The sequence below is a fragment of the Butyrivibrio hungatei DSM 14810 genome (assembly GCF_900143205.1).
Taxonomy (GTDB): domain Bacteria; phylum Bacillota; class Clostridia; order Lachnospirales; family Lachnospiraceae; genus Butyrivibrio; species Butyrivibrio hungatei.
The window spans coordinates 140,282-160,685 of record NZ_FRDH01000009.1 but is presented as its reverse complement, the minus strand read 5'-3'; the positions used below and the strand labels follow the sequence as shown (position 1 = coordinate 160,685).

At 41.1% G+C, this 20,404-nt stretch carries 20 protein-coding genes and 1 tRNA gene; all 21 read right to left on the bottom strand.

What is annotated here, in order from left to right:
• Positions 1-26: 26 nt before the first annotated feature.
• The 21 genes from BUA02_RS11705 to glgB all read right to left on the bottom strand — a co-directional run bounded on the left by BUA02_RS11705 (position 27) and on the right by glgB (position 20,401).
• Positions 27-114: transfer RNA gene (locus tag BUA02_RS11705), tRNA-Ser, on the bottom strand.
• Between the two features lie 107 nt (positions 115-221).
• Positions 222-779, bottom strand: coding sequence for a Fe-S-containing hydro-lyase (locus BUA02_RS11700; protein ID WP_072704315.1), 558 nt, complete (start codon positions 777-779; stop codon positions 222-224).
• Between the two features lie 11 nt (positions 780-790).
• Positions 791-1,633: a fumarate hydratase gene (locus BUA02_RS11695; RefSeq protein WP_071174927.1), complete on the bottom strand. Its 843-nt coding sequence runs from the start codon at positions 1,631-1,633 to the stop codon at positions 791-793.
• Positions 1,634-1,643: 10 nt separating this feature from the next.
• Complete coding sequence (locus tag BUA02_RS11690) at positions 1,644-2,054, bottom strand: HIT family protein (RefSeq protein ID WP_071174926.1); 411 nt, start codon at positions 2,052-2,054, stop codon at positions 1,644-1,646.
• Complete coding sequence (locus tag BUA02_RS11685) at positions 2,054-2,716, bottom strand: rhomboid family intramembrane serine protease (protein WP_072704312.1); 663 nt, start codon at positions 2,714-2,716, stop codon at positions 2,054-2,056. The genes BUA02_RS11690 and BUA02_RS11685 overlap by 1 nt, the downstream gene beginning before the upstream one ends.
• A gap of 12 nt (positions 2,717-2,728) precedes the next feature.
• On the bottom strand, positions 2,729-3,739 hold the full coding sequence (locus BUA02_RS11680) for an SCP2 sterol-binding domain-containing protein (protein WP_071174924.1): 1,011 nt from the start codon (positions 3,737-3,739) through the stop codon (positions 2,729-2,731).
• A 38-nt stretch (positions 3,740-3,777) separates the two neighbouring features.
• On the bottom strand, positions 3,778-5,088 hold the full coding sequence (locus BUA02_RS11675) for a DUF6382 domain-containing protein (protein ID WP_072704309.1): 1,311 nt from the start codon (positions 5,086-5,088) through the stop codon (positions 3,778-3,780).
• Positions 5,088-5,543: a hypothetical protein gene (locus BUA02_RS11670; RefSeq protein ID WP_143147422.1), complete on the bottom strand. Its 456-nt coding sequence runs from the start codon at positions 5,541-5,543 to the stop codon at positions 5,088-5,090. Before BUA02_RS11670 ends, BUA02_RS11675 begins: the two co-directional genes overlap by 1 nt.
• The gene (locus BUA02_RS11665; protein ID WP_072704303.1) at positions 5,530-5,961 is read right to left on the bottom strand and encodes a prepilin peptidase; all 432 of its coding nucleotides are present in this window, start codon (positions 5,959-5,961) and stop codon (positions 5,530-5,532) included. Before BUA02_RS11665 ends, BUA02_RS11670 begins: the two co-directional genes overlap by 14 nt.
• Before the next feature lie 13 nt (positions 5,962-5,974).
• Positions 5,975-6,868: a hypothetical protein gene (locus BUA02_RS11660; RefSeq protein ID WP_072704300.1), complete on the bottom strand. Its 894-nt coding sequence runs from the start codon at positions 6,866-6,868 to the stop codon at positions 5,975-5,977.
• Positions 6,865-8,193, bottom strand: coding sequence for a DUF5702 domain-containing protein (locus tag BUA02_RS11655; protein ID WP_143147421.1), 1,329 nt, complete (start codon positions 8,191-8,193; stop codon positions 6,865-6,867). The genes BUA02_RS11660 and BUA02_RS11655 overlap by 4 nt, the downstream gene beginning before the upstream one ends.
• Before the next feature lie 94 nt (positions 8,194-8,287).
• Positions 8,288-8,506: a Flp1 family type IVb pilin gene (locus BUA02_RS11650; protein WP_236845941.1), complete on the bottom strand. Its 219-nt coding sequence runs from the start codon at positions 8,504-8,506 to the stop codon at positions 8,288-8,290.
• 57 nt (positions 8,507-8,563) lie between these two features.
• Entirely contained in the window at positions 8,564-10,021 is a 1,458-nt protein-coding gene (locus BUA02_RS11645) for a type II secretion system F family protein (protein WP_072704294.1), read from the bottom strand.
• Between the two features lie 14 nt (positions 10,022-10,035).
• Positions 10,036-10,800, bottom strand: a complete 765-nt coding sequence (locus BUA02_RS11640; protein WP_083385598.1) for a type II secretion system F family protein — start codon at positions 10,798-10,800, stop codon at positions 10,036-10,038.
• Positions 10,739-11,983, bottom strand: coding sequence for a TadA family conjugal transfer-associated ATPase (locus BUA02_RS11635; protein WP_071174917.1), 1,245 nt, complete (start codon positions 11,981-11,983; stop codon positions 10,739-10,741). The genes BUA02_RS11640 and BUA02_RS11635 overlap by 62 nt, the downstream gene beginning before the upstream one ends.
• The gene (locus tag BUA02_RS11630) at positions 11,967-12,974 is read right to left on the bottom strand and encodes a P-loop NTPase family protein (RefSeq protein WP_072704291.1); all 1,008 of its coding nucleotides are present in this window, start codon (positions 12,972-12,974) and stop codon (positions 11,967-11,969) included. The genes BUA02_RS11635 and BUA02_RS11630 overlap by 17 nt, the downstream gene beginning before the upstream one ends.
• The gene (locus tag BUA02_RS11625) at positions 12,971-13,390 is read right to left on the bottom strand and encodes an A24 family peptidase (protein ID WP_071174915.1); all 420 of its coding nucleotides are present in this window, start codon (positions 13,388-13,390) and stop codon (positions 12,971-12,973) included. The genes BUA02_RS11630 and BUA02_RS11625 overlap by 4 nt, the downstream gene beginning before the upstream one ends.
• Positions 13,391-13,493: 103 nt before the next feature.
• Positions 13,494-13,970, bottom strand: a complete 477-nt coding sequence (locus BUA02_RS11620; protein WP_071174914.1) for a flagellar protein FliS — start codon at positions 13,968-13,970, stop codon at positions 13,494-13,496.
• An 18-nt stretch (positions 13,971-13,988) separates the two neighbouring features.
• A complete protein-coding gene (locus BUA02_RS11615; RefSeq protein WP_072704288.1) occupies positions 13,989-15,152 on the bottom strand; it encodes a flagellin N-terminal helical domain-containing protein in 1,164 nt (387 codons plus the stop codon).
• Positions 15,153-15,184: 32 nt separating this feature from the next.
• The gene (locus BUA02_RS11610; RefSeq protein ID WP_072704285.1) at positions 15,185-18,307 is read right to left on the bottom strand and encodes a DUF6240 domain-containing protein; all 3,123 of its coding nucleotides are present in this window, start codon (positions 18,305-18,307) and stop codon (positions 15,185-15,187) included.
• Between the two features lie 90 nt (positions 18,308-18,397).
• Positions 18,398-20,401, bottom strand: a complete 2,004-nt coding sequence (gene glgB / locus BUA02_RS11605; protein WP_083572750.1) for a 1,4-alpha-glucan branching protein GlgB — start codon at positions 20,399-20,401, stop codon at positions 18,398-18,400.
• Positions 20,402-20,404: the final 3 nt, after the last annotated feature.

Here is a 20,404-nt window from a genome sequence, read left to right as displayed (position 1 = left end):
CCTAGACTTCCATCTTCTTTTCTAAACGGAGAAAGCGGGATTTGAACCCGCGCACCGCGCGAACGGTCTACACCCTTAGCAGGGGCGCCTCTTCAGCCACTTGAGTATTTCTCCATGCCTGAATCCTCCTACCAATATGTGGTTGTGAATTCTTGTATCTCAGCTATTAGCCAAGACGCAAATGTAATTATACAAAGACCTAAGTGCTTTGTCAAATCTTTTTATTTCTTTTCTCTATTATATAGCGTCCCAGCCTCTTCATAGAGGTTGTTTCCCTTTGGATCGATTACTACTATTACAGGGAAGTTCTCTACTTTAAGCTTCCTTATTGCCTCTGTTCCAAGATCATCGTAGGCAACCACCTCTGAATCGACTATTGCCTTAGATAAAAGGGCTCCAGCACCGCCTATTGCAGCAAAGTAAATAGCACCATTTCTTACAATAGCCTCAGATACTTCCTTTGACCTCTTTCCTTTGCCAATCATTCCGCCAAGGCCCAGATCCAGCAAATCCGGGGCATACTTGTCCATTCTACTAGCTGTAGTAGGCCCTGCAGACCCAATAGCTCTTCCTTCCCTAGCAGGAGAAGGTCCCATGTAGTATATGAGATTATCATTAAGATCTATAGGGAGCTTATCCCCTTTAGCCAGTGCCTCTGCCATTCGCTTATGGGCTGCATCCCTGGCAGTATAGATCGTACCAGAAATATAGACCATGTCGCCAATCTTCAGTTCTTTTATCTTGTTCTTATCTATAGGAGCGTTTAACTGAATATCCATTATTCACCTTATTATATAGTAGCTTTAATATGCCTGTTTACGTGACAACATATATTGACTGCCACCGGAAGTCCCGCTATATGAGTCGCGTATGTATTGATATTTACTGCAAGAGCTGTTACTCTTCCTCCAAGACCAGCAGGTCCAATACCAGTATCATTTATACGCTCAAGAATCTCTTCTTCCATATCTTTAACGTATCCAATATCAGAATGCTGACCAACAGGCCTTGTAAGAGCCTCTTTTGCCATTTCCGCACACTTCTCAAAGGTACCGCCAATACCAACGCCCACAACCATAGGTGGGCATGCATTTGGTCCTGCGTCCTTTACAGCTTGAACAACCGCTGCCTTAACACCCTCTTCACCATCTGCAGGCTTAAGCATAAATACTCTACTCATATTCTCGCTGCCAAAGCCCTTTGGCGCACAGGTAATGACCACCTTATCTCCAGGCACTATCTCATAATGGATAACTGCCGGCGTGTTATCTCCTGTATTTTTTCTAATAAGAGGATCTCCAACTACAGATTTTCTAAGATAGCCTTCTGTATAGCCGCGGCGTACTCCTTCATTGATAGCTTCTGTAATATCGCCACCAACAAAGTGCACTTCTTGACCCACTTTAACAAAGAACACTGCCATTCCTGTATCCTGACATATCGGTATCTTATCCGCCTTGGCTATATCAAGATTCTGCTGCAGCTGTTTAAAAATCTGCTTACCCAACTCTGATTCTTCTTTTGAGCATGCTTCATTAAAAGCTTCTTTCATATCCGGAGACAGCTCATGGTTTACGTCAATGCACATATCCCTTACTGTCTGAGTAACTAGTGAAACATCGATGTCTCGCATGTATATCCCCTTAAACTGTTCCTACAATCTTATTCTTGATGTCTACAAGTTCCTCTGCTGAAGGACTGGTTGGATTCCAAAGAATCTTTTGTCCATCGTTCTCATATCTAGGAATAACATGAAGATGGAAATGCATAACTGTCTGTCCTGCAGTCTCTCCATTGTTCTGAACCAAATTGAGTCCATCGCAGTTAAGCTTAGTCTTTATAAGAGAAGCCACCTTCTTAGCAACCTTCATAGCATCCGCTGCTGCCTCTTCAGGCATCTCAAAAAGATCACTATAGTGAGCCTTTGGTAATACAAGGGCATGTCCCTTTGTAGCAGGGCCATTATCAAGGATTACCCTAAAAGCATCATCTTCATATATTGTATTTGAAGGTATCTCTCCATTTGCTATCTTACAAAAAATACATCCGTCCATTATGCTAGTCCCTCCATCATCTTATCATTCTTGAATACTACTATATTTAATAATCCAAGCACAAAGCCTGTTATAAAACCACCTAAATGCGCTACTGTATTGGCCCCTTCTTGAAAGAAACAAGACTGGATGACAAAGATCAGTAGCAATGCTACTCTTATCACTGTTCCCTTGGATCTGAGAAATACGCGTCTGTTCAAGATAAGCCATGAAATAAGAAAACCTACTATCCCCATCACAGCTCCGCTCGCTCCCAGCGAAATCCATTTCAAGCCATTTTTTAGCTCATAAGCCATTGAAAGTATGTTTCCAAAAAAGCCTGAAAAAAAGTATACAATCACATAATAAATGTGTCCCGTGTAATTCTCTACAACAGCACCAACCAAAAACAGTATTATCATGTTGTTAAACAGGTGCTTGATATCCGCATGCAAAAAGATCGCAGTGGCAATACGATAAAACTCGCCATCATTTAAGATTCTTTCTGTAACCAGAACCCCTTCATTGTATACGGTAGGATAAGCCACAAATGTGCTGATCAAAAAGACTACTATATTAATAGTAAGAAGCCCTATTGTTATGAACGCTTTTTTGTAGATCTTTTCCTGTCTATCCCAGAACTGATCTGTTATTTCAGAGGATTCACGCTCTATATTATCCATAAACAACACCTATCATTCTGACATTAGTTCAAAAAGCTGATCCATGCTCCTTAGCAGCTTGAAGTCACCCTTCATCTTGACGCTTCCGCCCATAAATGCTCTCTGAAATGTCATGTGACCATCAAGGATTTCCTCAAATACCTTCTGGTCTGCAGTGATCACCACATCACATCCATCTTCATCCTGACATCTTAGATCGCACTTGCTATTATCAACATCTATCACTATAGGTTTAAGCCTTGAGTTGTCCTGGAACACGATCTTATACTTAGCTCTAACGCCTGCAACAGGTGTGAATTTCTTTTTGAGCACCTTGGCATATTCATCAGAACTGCCTGCAGCAGACTCTTCCTGTCCCATCTTGTCTCTAAATATGCTTGCAAGCTCCTGAAGGTCTTCCTTCTGAGTGCGTACATATTTATCATCAGATGCATACTCAGAAAGCTGCTCTGATTCCTGTGGAGTCAGATCTATGCTATTAGCTACAGCAACCTTATTTATGACAGCCTGATTACTTGCAGGGAATACCGGCATCTTCTGGCTGATAGTTCTATACATGTTCTCAGCCTTTTTATCTATGATCTTGCTATACTCAGAGCTATTCTCAAGCTTCGTTGTATCAGCAATATATCCGCATATTCCTTCGCAAGGAAGTCCTCCAAGCATCTCCCAGGCAGCTGCCAGATTTGTCATACCCTCTCTTTCACCATGAGTAGTAGACATTACAACAGGAGCCATATAAATCTGCTTAATCTTTTCTTTATCGCCATAAAGCCAGCACGCATCAAGAAACTGCATCATATAGCCGCCAACTCCAAACCACTCAACGGTAGATGCCAGAATGATTCCATCTGCATCCTTGAGAGTGTTAGGAAGCGCAGTTATGCCATTCCTCTGCTCGTATAGATTGTACTGCTGAACTTTAACATTCAATTCCTGTAAAACTGCTGTAATTTGCGAGATAACGCTTAAGGTAGGATCATCGATGATCCCTCTTCCTCCATAATAGATGTTTATCTTCATGAATACCCCTCCAACCAGTTACAGATAGTATATCACATTTATCGGATATCAAAGCATATTCTACCTAATTTTACTTCATCTCCTTCTTCTATATAATTCTTTTCCTGAGGAATGAGTTTAAGACCGTTTCTAAAGCTTCCATTGGTTGACCCCAGATCCACAAGAGCTACACCATTCTCGTCACGAAGAAACTTACAATGAATACGTGATACACTGGCATCAGAGAGCACCCTGTCCACGCAGCCCTCCATTTTCCCGATAGTTATCGGCAATTTGTCCAGACTGATCCTTATAGTCTTATCGGTATTTCTGCTGTATAAAGTCATATGCTCTGCCTCTTCAGCGTCCAAAACCACTGTTTCCTCGCACTCACCAAGATCTAACTTCTTAACCTCCTTTGTGGAAGCTGTCACATGAATCGGGATGTCGTATGACACATCATCATCAAAGTCATCATAATTGTCGTATTCTTCTATATCTTCTTCGTAATCATTATTCTTTTTCTCCTGCTTTGGGCCATTCATTGTCTTTATTCCTGACAAAAAAGCTATGACTCCGGTTACGCCAGATACGAGCATGATTGCAATAGATAAGAGGTTCTCTTCTTTTGTAAGAACATAATTGACCCTGATGTACATAAGCCCAATGATAACCGCCACGAATAAAAGTGAAAAGAAAAGCTCTGCCTTGCCTCCAAGGCGCCTCTTTGCCCTTTCCATGCCAGTTTCTTCTGGCTCTTCCATCTCTTCTTCCTCTTCGAAATATACTTCCGGCTCTTTTATCAGCTCTATCTTCTCTTCTACAGGCTCTTTTAACAGATCATCAAGAACATCTATCAAAAGAACATCTGAAAGCTGCGCTTTGTCACATAGTCCATAAATGAGCTCGACCGCCTTCTCATCGTCGTGATCTGTAATACATAAAACAGATTCAAAAAACGCCTCAGCTGATCCACTCTCGCTATAATTGGGATAGTACATGAATTGATATTCACCTGAAGACAAGTTACAGAATACACTCTTGCAATCAAGGACAATACCTTCATTTCCAAGAAGATGCTCAGAAAGGCCTTCAATCATAATCTTCATATCTGAAAAGAGCTGCATAAGCTCGTCATATCCCATCCCTCTGGAAGAGTACCGGTCTTCAAGGCTCATCATGGAGCTAATATCGTAATAAATAAAGTTCTCCTGGTTGATCTTTCGAAGAGAGCACTTCAAAAGCTTCGGTATTCTTCCGCTTTCCATTATCTTTAACTGATAACGGGTATCCTTCTTTTCCATTATGTCTGCGCCACAGCTGCAGACAGCATAACTATGTTTTAGATCTCTATAAAATTTCTGTTCCATTATCCTACGCTCCTTTGCGCAATATCCTTTAGTCGTTTAACTCTTCTCATATGCTTTATCTGATCTAGCTTTTTGGCTTTACCAGCAGCTATATAATCCCATCCTGTCTTTGGTTTTAAGAAATATCTGCCCATAGCCCTGGTTCTGACAGTATTGCTGCCTGTAACTATTATTTCTTTGCCGTTTACTCTCGTATGTACAGTAGGTTTTTCGCTTCCAAAGTACTTATTTCCCAGCACCTGATCCATTTTAGCTGCAACATACCCTTCCGGATCTTCCTTGAATTCTGCCGTTTTATTTATACTGGCTCTAAAGGCCAAAATATAGCTATCTTGAGAAAGTACGCATCTTCCATATAAGTAATATGTAAAGAAGATCAATACCGCAAATACACAGATCACCATAGGAACGATCAGGGATGCTTCCAATGTCATATATCCCTTAAATTTTCGCAAAACAACTCACCACCATTCCAATTGTCATAAAAGGCACAAAGGGAAAACTGTACCTCTTTCCTACCTTTTTAAAGATCATCAATATAATAGAAAGAACTCCGCCTGCAAAAAAAGCTATTACAAGCCCCATCACAATTCCCCTTAGGCCAATCACCGGCCCCATTGCAATAAGTAGTAGTCCGTCTCCATAGCCAATCCCCTCTCTGGTGATCCATGCCAGCAGTATCACAACTGCTCCTGGCAAAAGAGACATCGCTACGTCAGAAAAAGTACTTTGCCCTCTATAGACTGAAAGCACACTGCATACCAAGGACACTCCCGCTAAGCCAAGCAGCACCGTTCCTGATATTTCTCTTTTCCTGATATCCTCAATTGAGGCAATCACAAGTAAAACTAAAACCAAAACAACCTGAATCATAAATCCTCCTAAATTAGTCACATCCACTACAAGGCCTTCTGTCACCAACTTCAGATATAGGTATCGTATAGATCTTCCTTTTTAGACCAGCGCAGTTAACACTGCTGTGATATCTGATACCGTAATCAGTAATAAACACGTTCCCTCCACTGATACCATCTCCACAGTATTCACAGGGGTAGTACTTAGAACCATCCATACTTCTTTCCTCACCGATCTGATCCAAACTTACGCTGCGGATACTGAGCTTAAGATGATTACAGTTAATGTCTCTGTGATAAACTTCGCCATGCTCTGTCACATAGACCATCTCCTCTTCATTTTCATCTGCTGCCGCACCCTCGCTTATATCGTAGCCAGTCCAGGCATGCCCGTAATATCTGGCTTCCACAGGAAAATCTTCAAACCCTATAAGAGAAATGAGCGGATGAACTTTATAATCGATCACGATATCGATGATGTCATTTCCAAGCATTATCCTGGATGGCAAGTAGCTAAGGCCCGCCTTTCCATCAGTTACACAACTATTCTCAAGTTCTTGGCCAAGATAACTTTCTACTTTTCCCTTTACGTAAAAAATCGAAAGTGCCCCTGCGACTGTACTAACGCCATCTTCTTCAATGCCAAGAACACCCTCCGCGCATCTTTCGTCAAAAGCTAAAAGCGCAAGTTCATTTCCAGTCTGATGCAGCGCAGCTTCCATATCGCACTGCATTTTGATGATATTAAAAGCCATCATTATGTTTGTAAAAAAGAAAATAAAAAGAGGTAAGACTATAGATGCTTCTACTGTTATAGAAGCAGATAAAGACACTCCTTTTTGAGCCACCTGGAGAAGTGTTCTTTTTATATTTTTATATTCTTTATAAGAAGTGCCTTTAACTACTTCTATTTGTCCGCACTTCATTCCTCGTACCCATATACCCTTTCAATTTTTACGTCATAACCAAACATTGATGCCACCTCTATCTCTCCACAAAATGTATCTAGACAATGATCGATCTTAAACTGCGCATTACCACTTGTTCTCCTGATATCCATCTCCATTATGTCCATGAGCCTTAAGGTCTTTTTCTCAAGATCAGTCATTAAAAGGCGCATTCTAAGATAATCTTCATAAAGAAGCCCTTCACCTTCTCCTCCATCACCTAAGTGGTCTCTAAAAGAAAACATGTTGGTAAGGCTAAGCTTCCAGGTACTATCGCTCTTAAATAGAGGTACCCTTCCGCCAGAAAAAAGCGCATGCAGATCGGCGATACTTTCCGCAAAAGTCCATGCAAAGAGAATAGAATACTTCACAAGATCTTTTAACTCTGGAACAAGCATTATTGCAGTCAGCGCTAAAGCTATAAGCTCCGCTTCTTCAACCTTTGCACTACAGTTAAATAGATAGAGCATATTTGAAGCCTCTCTCCAAAACAGTAGCGTCTCTGCCATCTTTTCAAGATTCCCATAATCGCTGCTTTGTCCAAATGCCAGATACTCAAGCTGGTATTTCAAAAGAGCTTTGTCCATCTCCTCGCCATATCTACTGCATTTTTCGTAATAATACTGCTCAAGAAGGAGCTTTTCAGAAGCTGATATTTCCTCATAATCTCTAAGCCCCGTGCCCTTATTAAGTTCTCGATGTGAAGCATACTGAGAAAGATCAACTGCGGCTTTTGAAATAACAGACTTATCTTTGATGGCAAGGTTTAGCGCGCCTATGCCCTTTTGAGAATTAACGATATCTGCGGGATTTCCAAGAGTTATCTGCTCTTCTTCACCCTTGTCGTTAATAATTGTTGGAAGCTCTATAGCATCTATCTGCGCCTGATTTTCACTTGCCATTGCTTCAACATCTGTCGTATCAAATCCAGCATCCTGAAGTGTCTGTGTATTACTTACCACATCTGTCATAAGGGCCCCTACAGGTTCTCCCGCCATGTATGCTAATATCTGCCTGTTTAATACCGTTCCCTTGTTGTCTGCTGCAAAAGATGTTCCGGTTATCTTTGCTTCTTTGCAGTATGCACCAAGCATCGTTGTCTTTCCCGTAAGCTTACCAACTGTGCTTCTTTCAAAGTTCTTTTGAACATATCTTCTTAAGTGCTCTTCAGTATTTGTAATACTATGCTTTCCTGTCCCGTAAGATGTGTCGACCATAAATAGACCGTACTGCTCGTACAGCTCCCTGTTATACTCGGCCAATATTGAATTCATGGAGATGTCTGCCACGCATTCAGTCTTCATCTTTATTGCTCCAATCCTGGCTCCCTGATAGAGAGCCAAGATCAGAGACATGATTATCATTATTGATAGGGATAAAAAGACAGTTAGATAACCCTTAGTTTGTGATCGCACGGGTATCTGCCCTTATTGTTTTAAAGACATCTTCAACGATTCCAGAAATTTCTTTTTTAAAGACGATTACTAATCCAATCAAAACAACGATGATGAGAATTACTTCTACTGTACCCATTCCAGACTCATCATTCCAGAAATCCATTACTCCTTTCCTGATCTTTCCTCCGATTTTTTTCATGTTTTGTGTTACTAAATTCATTTTTCCTCCTTTTGGCTTTTCGCCTAATATATGTAAAAGCAGCATTGCTGCGATTACTCAAAACGCCATATATGCCGGAATCATTATGATAACCATAACTATCACAAGCATAAGTATCATTGGTAAAAGAAGCTTTGTTCCCGCTTCTTCTCCAAGCTTTCTTGCCGTATCCATTCTCTCATTAAAGGCTTTCGTTGCTTCCTCATTCAAAACATTCAAAAGGCTACTGTTTCCTTTTCTAAGATTCTGAGAAAGAAGAGTTGATAACCTGGTATATTGCTGACTTACGCAGCGCATTCCAAAGCGCTCATATACATCTGCTTCTGACGCTCCACTTGATAATTCTCTGGTGGCTCTTACAAGCTCCTCATAAACAAAGTGCTTTTGGCCGCCCTGTTCTAGCTTTTTTAAATAGGTTCGTCCAAGCTTTTCAAAAACATTTCTCACAGTCATGCCTGCACCAAGATACAAAACAAGCTTTGAAACCAGCTGCGGATAATCACTTAGCATCTGCTCTGTTCTTTCTTCCATGGTTCTTTTTAGCTCTTTATCTTTAAAAATGTAGGCTGCCGCTCCGCCTATGACCGTAAGGATCAGTATGAGAAGACTGTTATCCTCATTCTTAACCTTCCAGACAATAGGCTGTCCCTCATATGTTTGAGGCAAATTTATCTGCTCATCATAGATAGATTCTTCGTCAGCGCTTTTGATAAGCTTTTGTATACCAGCTATCATTCTTTCCTTAGGACTCAAGCTTTTTTGAATGAGGTTAACAGGAATGACCTGCTGCCAGCTCAGATCCCCATACTTGTAAGTCGCAGTCAAAGTAACCACCGCTCCTGTGCTGGGGATTTTGTCTGTCTCAAGGCTTCCGTCATAATGCATAAGCTCGTAGTCATCAATCTTCCAATACACAGAAAACGGATAACCAGGAACGCTCTCTACAAGATCAAGGTCGGTCCTGACCTCATCAAGCTCCTCGTTTTCAGCAAGAATGAGCCTTTCCATCTCAGTACTGGCTTCTTCAAAAAGCTTGTCAGCCTCCTCCTTGGTGTAGCTTCGCTCATTTACAAGGACATCAAATTCTCCGATCTCCTCACCATCTTCCTTTGAAGCAACAAGCTCAGTTTCAAAAGAGCCTTCTCCATAGCTTTTTCTGCTTACCGCGCCTCCATCTACAATATGGGCTCCTCGCATTCCAGAAAGCGCCATCATAAGCGCAAGTAAACTTCCTGCCAAAGTCATCACCAAGAAGATACAGATCTTTCTAATGAAATACTCAGTCTCCATTTGTTCAATATCTTTTCTATTGCTCAAAACCGTCAGATACCCTCTGACTGACTCAAGTTTTACTGGATTTCTTTTTCTAAATAGCTTGTTATAGATGAAAAGAGATACTTTCAAAAGTTCCCTTCCTATTCCATCCTCCGTGATCCCTGGCGGTAACTCCAGGTTACGAGCCATGATCCATATAACAAATACTGCAATTAAGATGATCAAATACAAAAAAACCATTTTTAACCCTCTGGCTAAACTGAAATATTGACTATCTTTTCAGATAGAAGATAGGCTGCCACATAGACAACCATGCAGATCGTCATTAAGACTATTCCGAAAACATTGTGATATAGAGGCTCAAAGAAACCTCTGCTAGTTAATTCGATGTAGAAGATGATGAAAAATGGCACAAAATTCATTATTCTGGCTTCCATTCTTTTAGCACTGATCAAAACCTCGATCTCTTTTTCAACTTCTATCTTCTGAGAAATGACCCCTATGGTCCTTCCTATAATGTCTGTCATATTGCCGCCGCTTCTTTTAGCTACAGCAAATACCCCTGCAAACTCCTGAATATCAGGGTTTTCACTTTCATTTCCAAATGTAAAAAGGAGCTTCTCTAGCGGAATATTATTTTTAAGTCCTTTGCATATCTTATTCAAGTGACCGCCGATCAGACTCTTCTTGCCATACAGTAGTTCCATGTCTTTCCTGGCTTCTCTAAAGGCATTCTCTATGGAATAGCCTGCTTTCAGATTCGTAAGAACCGACGCAATAGCATCCTTAAACTGTATCCCCACTATCCTGCAATCACGCTGCCTTGCAAGTTTCCTCTGATGTATCATCCACGGAATCATTATTGGTAAAAGAACTACTACCGCAATCCACGAGTCATAGAATATCCTTCCAAAAAGAACTGCTATGCCTGCCCCTTGAAGAAGAAGCGGAATATCTTTAACCTTCGGCGGGTAATCGCAAACCTGCCGATAAAAGTTTTTCAGTATTTTTAAGTTCACCAACTCTCCTCCATTCGCCTATTATCTTGCCCTTTGCGTCTGTACCGGTCTCTTCAAATCTAAATAGCGGATTGGTATTTATCTTTCCTGTGGTTCCATCCAGACTCTTCTCTAGTTCACAGATTTCAAGAAGTTTTCTTGATCTATCCCTTAATCTTCCAAGGTGGATCACTATATCTATTCCTGAAGCTATCTGTCCCCTTACCGCAGACAAAGGGATCTCAACACCCATGAGCACCATGGTCTCTAATCTTGAAAGCATGTCTTTGGCACTATTCGAATGGCCCGTAGACATAGCCATATGACCTGTATTCATCGCTTGTAACATATCAACGCATTCACCACCTCGGACCTCACCAACAATAAGCCAGTCAGGCCTCATTCGAAGAGATGACTTTATAAGATCTCTTATGGTTATCTCTACGCACCCTTCCACGTTGGCATTTCTGGCTTCAAGCTTAACCAGATTTGGAACCTCCAGTATCTGAAGCTCTGCATTATCTTCGATGGTGATAACTCTTGAATCTTTGGGAATATAATTGGACAATGCATTTAAGAATGTTGTTTTACCGGAGCCCGTACCTCCTGAAATAAAGATGTTATAGCCAGACCTGACTAAAACTGACAGATAATCTTTGAGATACTCTGAAAGAGCTCCTAGCTGTATTAAGTTTTCCATAGTAAAAGGCTTTTCTGGAAATCGCCTTATGGTAACAATAGGCCCATTTAGTGCAATAGGCGGCAAGACCACATTTACTCTTGATCCGTTATCAAGTCTTGCATCAACTATGGGAGATGCTTCATTTACTACTCTGTTACATGAAGCAACGATCTGCTGGACCACATCCTCAAGTTTTTCTTTGGACTCAAAGCTTGTCTTACTCTTTATGATGGAGCCAGCTCTTTCAATGAAGATATTGTCCGTTCCGTTTATCATCACCTCCGTGATTGTCGGGTCATCTACAAGCTCCTGAAGAACATCCAGTTTTCTTAAGGAATGAAAGACATTTGTCTTTATCTTTCTTCTGACCTCTATCGGAACAGCCATTTTCTTGATCTCCTCTGATAGAACTGCATCGATGATCTCCATGAGTTCGTCATCAGAAGTATCTTTTGAAAGATCAAGGTTGCTTACAACCTTTGCCCTGACTCGCCGCCTGATATCCTCAAATCTCCCGCTCATTTATAAGCTCCCTGACAATTCTTGTTAGACCAGATGTATCCTTAACATCTGTCATGTTGACCTTTCTTGTCATCGCGATCACATCTTCATAGCCATTCTCTCTAAGAGTATCTTCATATATCTCAACTCTGTAAGCATCCGTACTTCCTGCTTTAGTGACTGTATAGACCACATCGCACAATCTCAAGATATCAAAGAAACCATCCGGATAATCAGTAAGATCAAGGATCACATACTCATACCCACTGGTCATTAGTAAATCCAAAAGATGTTTAAGATTATTACTGTTGATCTCTTTAAGCTGCATTGCTGTTCTGACCGGAGATATCACATCCAAAGAACCTTTCTCATTCTTGACCTTTTCTAGATACAGGCAAAACTTATTGCTATCCCCCTCTGCATAATACAAGAGGTCTGAAATATCTCCATCTTCTTTTAGGCCAAGGACTCTGGTAAGAGAGGAGTATCTTTCAAAGCTCAAAAATATTGTCTTTCCCTTTTCAGAAAGCTCCTCTCCCATCTTAAGGGCAAGGTTTGTCTGTCCACATTTTGAGATTGGTGAATAAAATCCAAGGACTTTTCCACAAGAGCTTACATTTTTTACGTTGATACCCACAAAATCCTCTGACTTTTTTACACAAAAATCTATTATGTTACCCACAACATCTCCTGCTGCCTGATATTTACTGGTGTGCTCAATGTTACTAAAGCCGTAGCTCTCCTCATCTTCGCACACGCCCGGCATATCCTCATCAAGAACTAGGATGTTACTGATGCTGCCATCAGGAGCTTTTTCCTTAAGTTCGGCATATGCATTTTCAGATATCACCAGAAGTGAGATCTGAGTATGTTTCATAAATTCTCTGAATATCTCAAGTGCCGTAAAAGAGACAATGTCAAAAGATAGTTTTAAGTTTTCCCTTAAATACTCATCCAGCCTGCTTATATAAATCTCATCTGTGTCACACAGCGCAAGCAAAGGCCTATTCATAGTGCACCTCCTATTACAAACAATGCACTTATAAGTACTGGTACTGCAAAGTGGATTGTCTTTTTCTTATTACGTTTTACGATCATTATTACTAGTGAAATAAGTCCCGCTATCAAGAAAGATAGTAGGATGCAGGAAAAGGTGTCCTGCAATGACATGAATGCCGCTGTAGCCATGAATAGCTTAACATCACCTGCGGCAATTCCTTTTAAAAGATAAACCGGAAGTAAAATTATAAATGTAATACCTACTGCTGAAATGGATGCTGTGAATGATTGAAAGCCTCCGAAGGCGGCAGATATGATACCAATTAGTAGTCCCGGTATCACCCAGAAATTGTAGATCTTGTCTTTATATAGGTCAGTAAAAACTGCGCCCGACAAGAAGGTAAATAGAACCGCTTGAATAAAGCTCACTCCTTCCTTAGAAATTATTCGAGCTCGCGATTAAAGAATTTACCAAAATATTTTTTGGTTGTAAAGTCCCCAAAAAATAAAATAGCATAATGCACAAAGTGCATTATGCCATTAATCCTCGATTCATTGAAATCGACGAAATGTCTTCATTTAAGCTGTGTCTACCGTATGTGAGTCCAGCGTAGACTTTCTGCGTGTTTCCCATGATGGGGAGACTGTTATCTGCCTTCTCAAGCTCCTTGTAAGCCTCATGTAATAGCTTAAAGTTCTTCTTTACTCGCCAAATGCGGTGAAGGCTATGTGTAACACCAGCTGCCATCAGCTCTTTCTTGGAGAAGATATATATCTGATGCAGTGTTCTTCCTAGTTCAACGCTAAGATTAATAGAAGTGATGAGCTGATCTATGCAGTTCTGTGCATATAAAAGGTTCTTTTCAGCCTCTTCTTTCTTGCCAACACTGAGCTGATCCATTGCTTCATCAAGATAATCGATAACGATCTCATATGTGATTGTAGTCAGCTGTGTCTGATTTGCCTGAGAAATCTTAAGAGTATATTCCTGTTTCTTTTCCTGAGTCATAGCATGCCTCTCTTTCAATTACTGTAATAACTGCAGTATCTGTGAAGGTCTCTGATTGGCCTGTGCCATCATTGATGTTCCAGCCTGTGATAGAACCTGCTGTGTTGAATATGTTGTCATCTCTTCCGCCATATCAACATCCATGATTCTTGAGTAAGCTGCTGTCATGTTTTCTACAGTAATATCAAGTCCGCTGACTGTATGCTCAAGTCTGTTCTGATAAGCACCTAGTCTGCTTCGGATAGAGCTTATTGTTGTGATAGCATTCTTGGTGCTCTCGATTGCTTCCTGTGCACCCTGAAGATTTGCCATGTCAAGGTTATAAAGAGAAAGTGTTCTAAGTGACACTTCTGGAATTCTGACGTCAAGTGTCTGGCCTTCGTTGGCACCAACCTGCATGGTCATTGCTCCCTGAGCAGTAAGCTCAACATACATGTCGCCCTTATAGGCCTGATCGATCTGAATGCTAATTGACTTACCTGTGCTGTCTTTAAGTGTCAGTACATCCTCTTCTACAGTTGCTGTCATGTGGTTTGTCATGTACTGTTCGCCATTTTCTTTGTAGATCTTGATATTTGCTGCAACAGCATCATCAATGAAAATAGCTTTTTTATCTACACCTGTTGAACCAATAAGATTTGCAAATTCAACATCGATTCCTTCAATCTTATATTTTCCAGCTTCTACTGAGTCTGAATAGCTACAGAGCTTGACGTTAGGGTTGGTCTGACCATACTTATCTGTTACATAGCCCTTAAGATCAAAGGATCCGTCAAGGATACTCTGTCCATTGAACTGTGTAGTATTAGCCATTCTCTCGATCTCTTCTTTGAGAAGTGTTACCTCTTCCTGAATGATCTCTCTGTCTGAATCTGTAAGAGTACCGTTACTAGCCTGAATAGCAAGCTGTCCCATTCTCTGTAAGACCGAATGAATCTCAGACAGGGTGCCGTCTGCAACCTGTACGATAGAAATTGCATCGTTTGATGAGTTGTTAGCAACTCCAAGTCCTTCGATCTGAGAATTCATACGACGTGACATTGCAAGGCCTGAAGGATTATCCTTGGCATTTGCAATCTTTAGACCACTTGATAATCTCTCAAGTGATTCAGATAGTCTTTTATCAGTCTTCTGTAATGCATTGTTAGCGATCATTGCTGATACATTATAATTAACTTTCATTTCAACCTCGTTTCTGCACGTATCTGCCACCCTTAAAGGGCTTCGATAAATGCTTTTGCCATTTTTAGCAAAGTAGTTGTATCTGTATTGTTGTTCTGTCCGCCATCCATGGCTCTGGCAATTCCCGTGCCTACTCCTGTAGGTTTACTCTGTGCGTGATAGAGGATACTGATCATATTCTGGTCTACACCTATATCCTTTATCATATTCGCAAGATTATCACACATTTTCTGCCTGATTCCTTCAAGATATTCAGATTCTTCGGCGTTTTCTGCACTTGTTGTAGTGAGCATTCCGTTTATCACGCCTCCCTTTTCGTAAAGACTTGCTGTAATAAGTCCATACTCATAGGTCTGAATACTTGCGTCCATCCTTGTGATATTGCTGTTGTCGCTTCGCAAAGTGACATGCATTGAAACCTTGGTTCCTTCTACTTCTACTGGAATCTCAAAGCTTCCTCTTTCAGCATTTCCGCTCATTACGGATAACTGCTTCTGCATGAGTTTTATTGCCCTTACATCAATGAAGCTGTTTTCCGGATTAAGTATTTCTTCGGAAAGCTGATCTCTCAGAGAAAGTACCTGTTTCTGATACTCTTCTTCATAGCCTTCTTCTCCAAGAAGTGAAGTGAGTTTATCCTGGATCTCGTCAGCCTTTTCATGGTAACTAGCTGTCTTTTCCCAGATACTGCCGCTCTTTCTGTCTCGCCTGTTAGCGATCATGGCTTCAAGATTGTTGTAGGTGAGCTCCATATCAAGTGCATCCATCTCATCAAGAGTACTTTCTGTAAGCCTGGATGCTACTGTCTCTCTGATATCTTTTAGCTGCTCATCGCTATACTTTCTTTCAAGCTCTTTATCAATCTCAGCCTGACTGAGCGCATTTGCAAGGTCTGGTAAAAGAGTCTCATTCTTTGGTGCTGCCTTGGCTAACTTTTCAGGTTCAAGGTTCTCATATACTATATCGGCTTGTGCACTATAAAACCTGAAGGCTGAATTTATCTGTTCATCAATTTTTATTCCAGATCGTCCTGCTGATAAACCACCGAAATCGTCATCAACAGTGAAGTCCAAGCCTCTTTTTGAAGTCTTCTGAGTTCTTGTTGCCTTCAAAAGATTTTCCAAAGTCATATCCTGATCTGTCTTAAGAAGTGATCCAATAGCCTGATAATCTGTTGCTTTGATGGTATGAAAAAGTCTGTATATGCCGATAAATGACTGCTTTTCTGCCTCTGTTATATTACCTTTTTTCTCAAGCTTATAAAGGAACTTTGCATACTTCTCATCAGATTTATTATTTCCACCAGAAGAATCCTTGTTCCCTCCCATGAGATTCTCATCAAGACTTTTTCCAAGTTCTTCTATAGTCATTCCAAGAGGATTCTTGCCATCTCTTATAAGATCAAGAACTGCTCCCGGTTTTAGTCTCTCTATTGTGGACTTAAGCTTCTGATCCCAGGATCTTACCTTTTCAAAGTTCTCTTCGTTTATTTCCATGATGTTATATCCAAGGATCCTGACTGCTCTTCTGTTCTCATCATTTAACTCTTTGCCCAGATCCTGCAATATATCATCAACATTTCTAAAGGCTTTTTTGATGCTGTCTCCAAGGTCGGCTCGTGGGGCTGTCATAAGCTCTTCATATCCTTGGCTTGCTGCCTTGAACTTCATTGTGAGCTTTGCTGCTTCTTCACTTATCTTTCCAAGTGTTGCAGTCTCAAAATCAGAAGACATCTTACCAACCAGATCTGCTGGAGCTGTTCTGATTATAGAAATTCTAGAAAGAGACATCTCAAAGATAGCTTTTGAGCTGGTTGCTGAAACATGAGTATGCTCATCAACTGCCTGTCCTGCTGCTTCATCAGCCTGCTGCCCAAGAAGGCTTTTTAGTCTTTCAATGAGCTGCTCCATAGGCGCTGTGTCTATAGAAAAGCCGCTGTCTAAGAGCTGCTTATTTGCTTCTACTGTCATCTTAAGCCTTACTTCTTCAAGTTGGAGCCTTGCTGTCTGGGATGCAGCACTATCATAGTACGCTGCATTTACAGAAACTGAAGAATACTCAGCTTCAAATAAATTCTTAAGATTAACTTCTTTTCCCTGTGAAAGAACCTTGTCTACTGACGTATCTGAAAGCTTTGCTGTTTTATCTGCAATCTCAATAGCTCTGCTCATATTACTTGTAGGATCTATGATATTGCCTTCTACAGCGCTCTTTCCATCTGCAATTGCGGATGTGATAACGTTTGCAAGTTTTTCATCTTTTATAGGAAAAGAAATATCTTTAAGCTCGATCACACGATCTAAATTCTCAGCTGTAAGTGGAATGCCCTGCATTACTGTCCACTTAGCCATATCAATAACATGGTCATCCTCTGCTGAAAGCCCAGCTTCCTGCGCTACCTTTTCAAGCTGAGGGCGAAGCTGCTCCCAATCATAGCTATCAGACTTCTGAGCATAGTATCCGCCCATATCCTGAGCATAGAAGCCTCTTCCAGATGCGTTCTGTCCATTTGTACTATGCTGAGCCAGATATACATTGCCAATTGTGGCTGACTTATTATTCAGCACCAGGTATTTGACAGCACTATCATCAAGGCTCTCCATCTGAGAGACTTCCTCATAGGCAACCTTGGCATCTGTTATGTTTTCTTCTGTTAATGGAATGTCATTTTCAGAAAAACTGCTTTTGAGCGCAGAAGCAAAACCTTTGTTTCCAAAGATCTTGGTAAGCTTATCAAGACTCATGTCATCATTGTAGCCCACAACCTCAACGCCAGCCTGCAGGAGGGCGCTCTTGATCCTGTCTACTATGGTGACTGTCTCTGCACTATTTAGATTTTTAAGATCAAATCCATCCTCAAGGGCCTTTGCATAGTCCTCCCCTGACATGGTATTTGATAAAAGAGCCATAAAATTATGTCTATTCAAAACATCCGTGTTTTCTGCCATGTTGCTGATGTCATCAATGCTCTTTGCATTTTTTGCATATGCGTCGTCACTAAAAAGACTTGAATCTAACTGTACTGCATATGCGCTTCCACCAGTCTTTTCTGTTCTTCCAGCACTTAAACCTGTTCTATTTTCTGCTTCCATGCCGTTTATGAACGGTTTCTTTTCAGCGCGCTGGTCTGTAATGTTTTGAAAAGTTATATTCATCTGCGCCTCGCTAAAGAAATCTACACGAAAAAAGGTGACGGTTTATTCCGTCACCTTCTATTTCGGCACATGGTCATAAATTCTTAAGACTTATTTTTTCTTAGTTGTCTTTGCAGCTTTTGTGATAGTCTTTGTCGTAGTTTTCCTTACTACTTTCTTGGCTGGTGCCTTTTTTACAGGCTCCAGTTCTGGATTTTGGAATACAAACACCTCTGCTCCATAAGGAGGAAGATCAAGAGTTATGCTGTAATCCTTGTAATCGCAAAGGCCAGGTACTGCTTCTATCTTGGTCTCCACATTACTGCCGACTCCGCCGTATTTCTTTTCAGCGCTATCAAGAATCTTGGTATATGTTCCGGCAAAAGGAACACCCACCATAAAGCCCTTTCTTTCAACAGGAGTCATATTGAGCACAAAAAGAATGTTGTCTCTGCCATCAATAGCTCTTCGATAGAAGCTATAGGTACTTCGCTCCTTGTCATCAGCGTTTATCCACTCAAATCCACCCCAGTCGTCATCCACTTCATAAAGGGCAGGATATTTTCTGTAGATCTTAAGGAGCTCTCCTACGTAGTCCTTCATTCCTCTGTTTAGTTCATTTTCCAGAAGGAACCAGTCAAGCTCTCTCTTCTCGCTCCATTCTCTCTCCTGGCCAAAGTCCTGTCCCATGAACAAGAGCTTTTTTCCTGAATGACCAAACATGTATGTATAACCAACTCTTAGGTTTGCGTACTTATCAACCTTATAACCTGGCATTTTCTCAACCATTGAGCATTTAAGATGAACTACTTCATCATGAGACAGCGGCAGAATATACTTTTCTGAGCTGTTATAGCTCATAGCAAAGGTCATCATGTAGTGCGCGCCCTGTCTAAAATATGGATCCAGCTTCATGTACTCGCAAAAATCATGCATCCAGCCCATATTCCACTTGTAGGCAAAGCCAAGTCCTCCTTCTTCTGGAGGAGCTGTAACCTTTGGCCACGCTGTAGACTCTTCGGCAATAGTCAGAACTTCCGGATATGTTCCTCTGACTACTGAATTTAAATGTTTAAAGAACTCGATAGCTTCAAGGTTCTTATTCTCACCATACTTATTTGGTATCCACTGGCCGTCCTTCTTGCCATAATCAAGGTAGAGCATCGATGCCACAGCATCTACTCTAAGTCCGTCCACATGGAACTTTCTGATCCAGAAAAGAGCATTTGCAATTAGGAAGTTCTTGACCTCTGGCTTTTCCAAATTGAAGATCTTGGTTCCCCAGTCAGGATGCTCTCCCTTCCTTGGGTCTGGATGCTCGTATATGCACTGGCCATCAAAACATGCAAGGCCAAATTCATCTGTAGCAAAGTGGGCTGGTACCCAGTCAAGGATAACACCAATATTGTTCTTGTGAAGCTTGTTCACAAGATACATAAAATCAGAAGGCTCTCCATATCTTGCAGTTGGAGCATAGTACCCTGTAACCTGATAGCCCCATGAACCATCAAAAGGATGCTCTGCAATTCCTATAAGCTCAACATGGGTGTACTTCATTTCTTTGAGGTACTCGACTATCCTGTCAGCAAACTGCCTGTAGGTATAGAATCCGTCCTCTGTTCCATCCGGATGTTTCATCCAGGAACCAATATGACATTCGTAGATAGCAAGTGGCTGACGAGTAATCTCTTTTCCCTTGATGCTCTCATACCACTTGGAGTCAGTCCACTTAAAGCCTGAAAGGTCAGTTGTTCTTGACGCATTTCCAGGTCGAAGTTCTGCAAAGTTTGCATAAGGGTCAGCTTTGTAAAGCTTTTTACCCTCTGGTGTAGTAATGAGATATTTATATAGCTGCCCTATTCCAACTCCAGGAACAAAGCCAGTCCATATATTTCCCGTCTTAGTTCTTTTGAGCTGGTGAGCAGTCTCATCCCAGTTGTTAAAAGAGCCAATAACATGGACATCAGCAGCATTTGGCGCCCATACCGCAAAGAAATAGCCTTTTTTGCCGTTCTCTTCAGAAGGGTGTGCTCCTAATTTTTCGTAGATCTCGTAATGTGTTCCTTGTCCGAATAGGTACTCATCTGCTTCAGATATAAATACTTTTTGCCCCATACT

What these genes read in the sequence shown, in the direction of transcription:
- glgB (WP_083572750.1), bottom strand. Translation starts at nt 20,401, where the DNA reads ATGGGGCAAAAAGTATTTATATCTGAAGCAGATGAGTACCTATTCGGA.
- BUA02_RS11650 (WP_236845941.1), bottom strand. Translation starts at nt 8,506, where the DNA reads ATGAATTTAGTAACACAAAACATGAAAAAAATCGGAGGAAAGATCAGG.
- BUA02_RS11685 (WP_072704312.1), bottom strand. Translation starts at nt 2,716, where the DNA reads ATGGATAATATAGAGCGTGAATCCTCTGAAATAACAGATCAGTTCTGG.
- BUA02_RS11700 (WP_072704315.1), bottom strand. Translation starts at nt 779, where the DNA reads ATGGATATTCAGTTAAACGCTCCTATAGATAAGAACAAGATAAAAGAA.
- BUA02_RS11690 (WP_071174926.1), bottom strand. Translation starts at nt 2,054, where the DNA reads ATGGACGGATGTATTTTTTGTAAGATAGCAAATGGAGAGATACCTTCA.
- BUA02_RS11645 (WP_072704294.1), bottom strand. Translation starts at nt 10,021, where the DNA reads ATGGTTTTTTTGTATTTGATCATCTTAATTGCAGTATTTGTTATATGG.
- BUA02_RS11635 (WP_071174917.1), bottom strand. Translation starts at nt 11,983, where the DNA reads ATGAGCGGGAGATTTGAGGATATCAGGCGGCGAGTCAGGGCAAAGGTT.
- BUA02_RS11660 (WP_072704300.1), bottom strand. Translation starts at nt 6,868, where the DNA reads ATGAAGTGCGGACAAATAGAAGTAGTTAAAGGCACTTCTTATAAAGAA.
- BUA02_RS11610 (WP_072704285.1), bottom strand. Translation starts at nt 18,307, where the DNA reads ATGAATATAACTTTTCAAAACATTACAGACCAGCGCGCTGAAAAGAAA.
- BUA02_RS11630 (WP_072704291.1), bottom strand. Translation starts at nt 12,974, where the DNA reads ATGAATAGGCCTTTGCTTGCGCTGTGTGACACAGATGAGATTTATATA.
- BUA02_RS11695 (WP_071174927.1), bottom strand. Translation starts at nt 1,633, where the DNA reads ATGCGAGACATCGATGTTTCACTAGTTACTCAGACAGTAAGGGATATG.
- BUA02_RS11615 (WP_072704288.1), bottom strand. Translation starts at nt 15,152, where the DNA reads ATGAAAGTTAATTATAATGTATCAGCAATGATCGCTAACAATGCATTA.
- BUA02_RS11680 (WP_071174924.1), bottom strand. Translation starts at nt 3,739, where the DNA reads ATGAAGATAAACATCTATTATGGAGGAAGAGGGATCATCGATGATCCT.
- BUA02_RS11675 (WP_072704309.1), bottom strand. Translation starts at nt 5,088, where the DNA reads ATGGAACAGAAATTTTATAGAGATCTAAAACATAGTTATGCTGTCTGC.
- BUA02_RS11655 (WP_143147421.1), bottom strand. Translation starts at nt 8,193, where the DNA reads ATGAAGACTGAATGCGTGGCAGACATCTCCATGAATTCAATATTGGCC.
- BUA02_RS11620 (WP_071174914.1), bottom strand. Translation starts at nt 13,970, where the DNA reads ATGACTCAGGAAAAGAAACAGGAATATACTCTTAAGATTTCTCAGGCA.
- BUA02_RS11665 (WP_072704303.1), bottom strand. Translation starts at nt 5,961, where the DNA reads ATGATTCAGGTTGTTTTGGTTTTAGTTTTACTTGTGATTGCCTCAATT.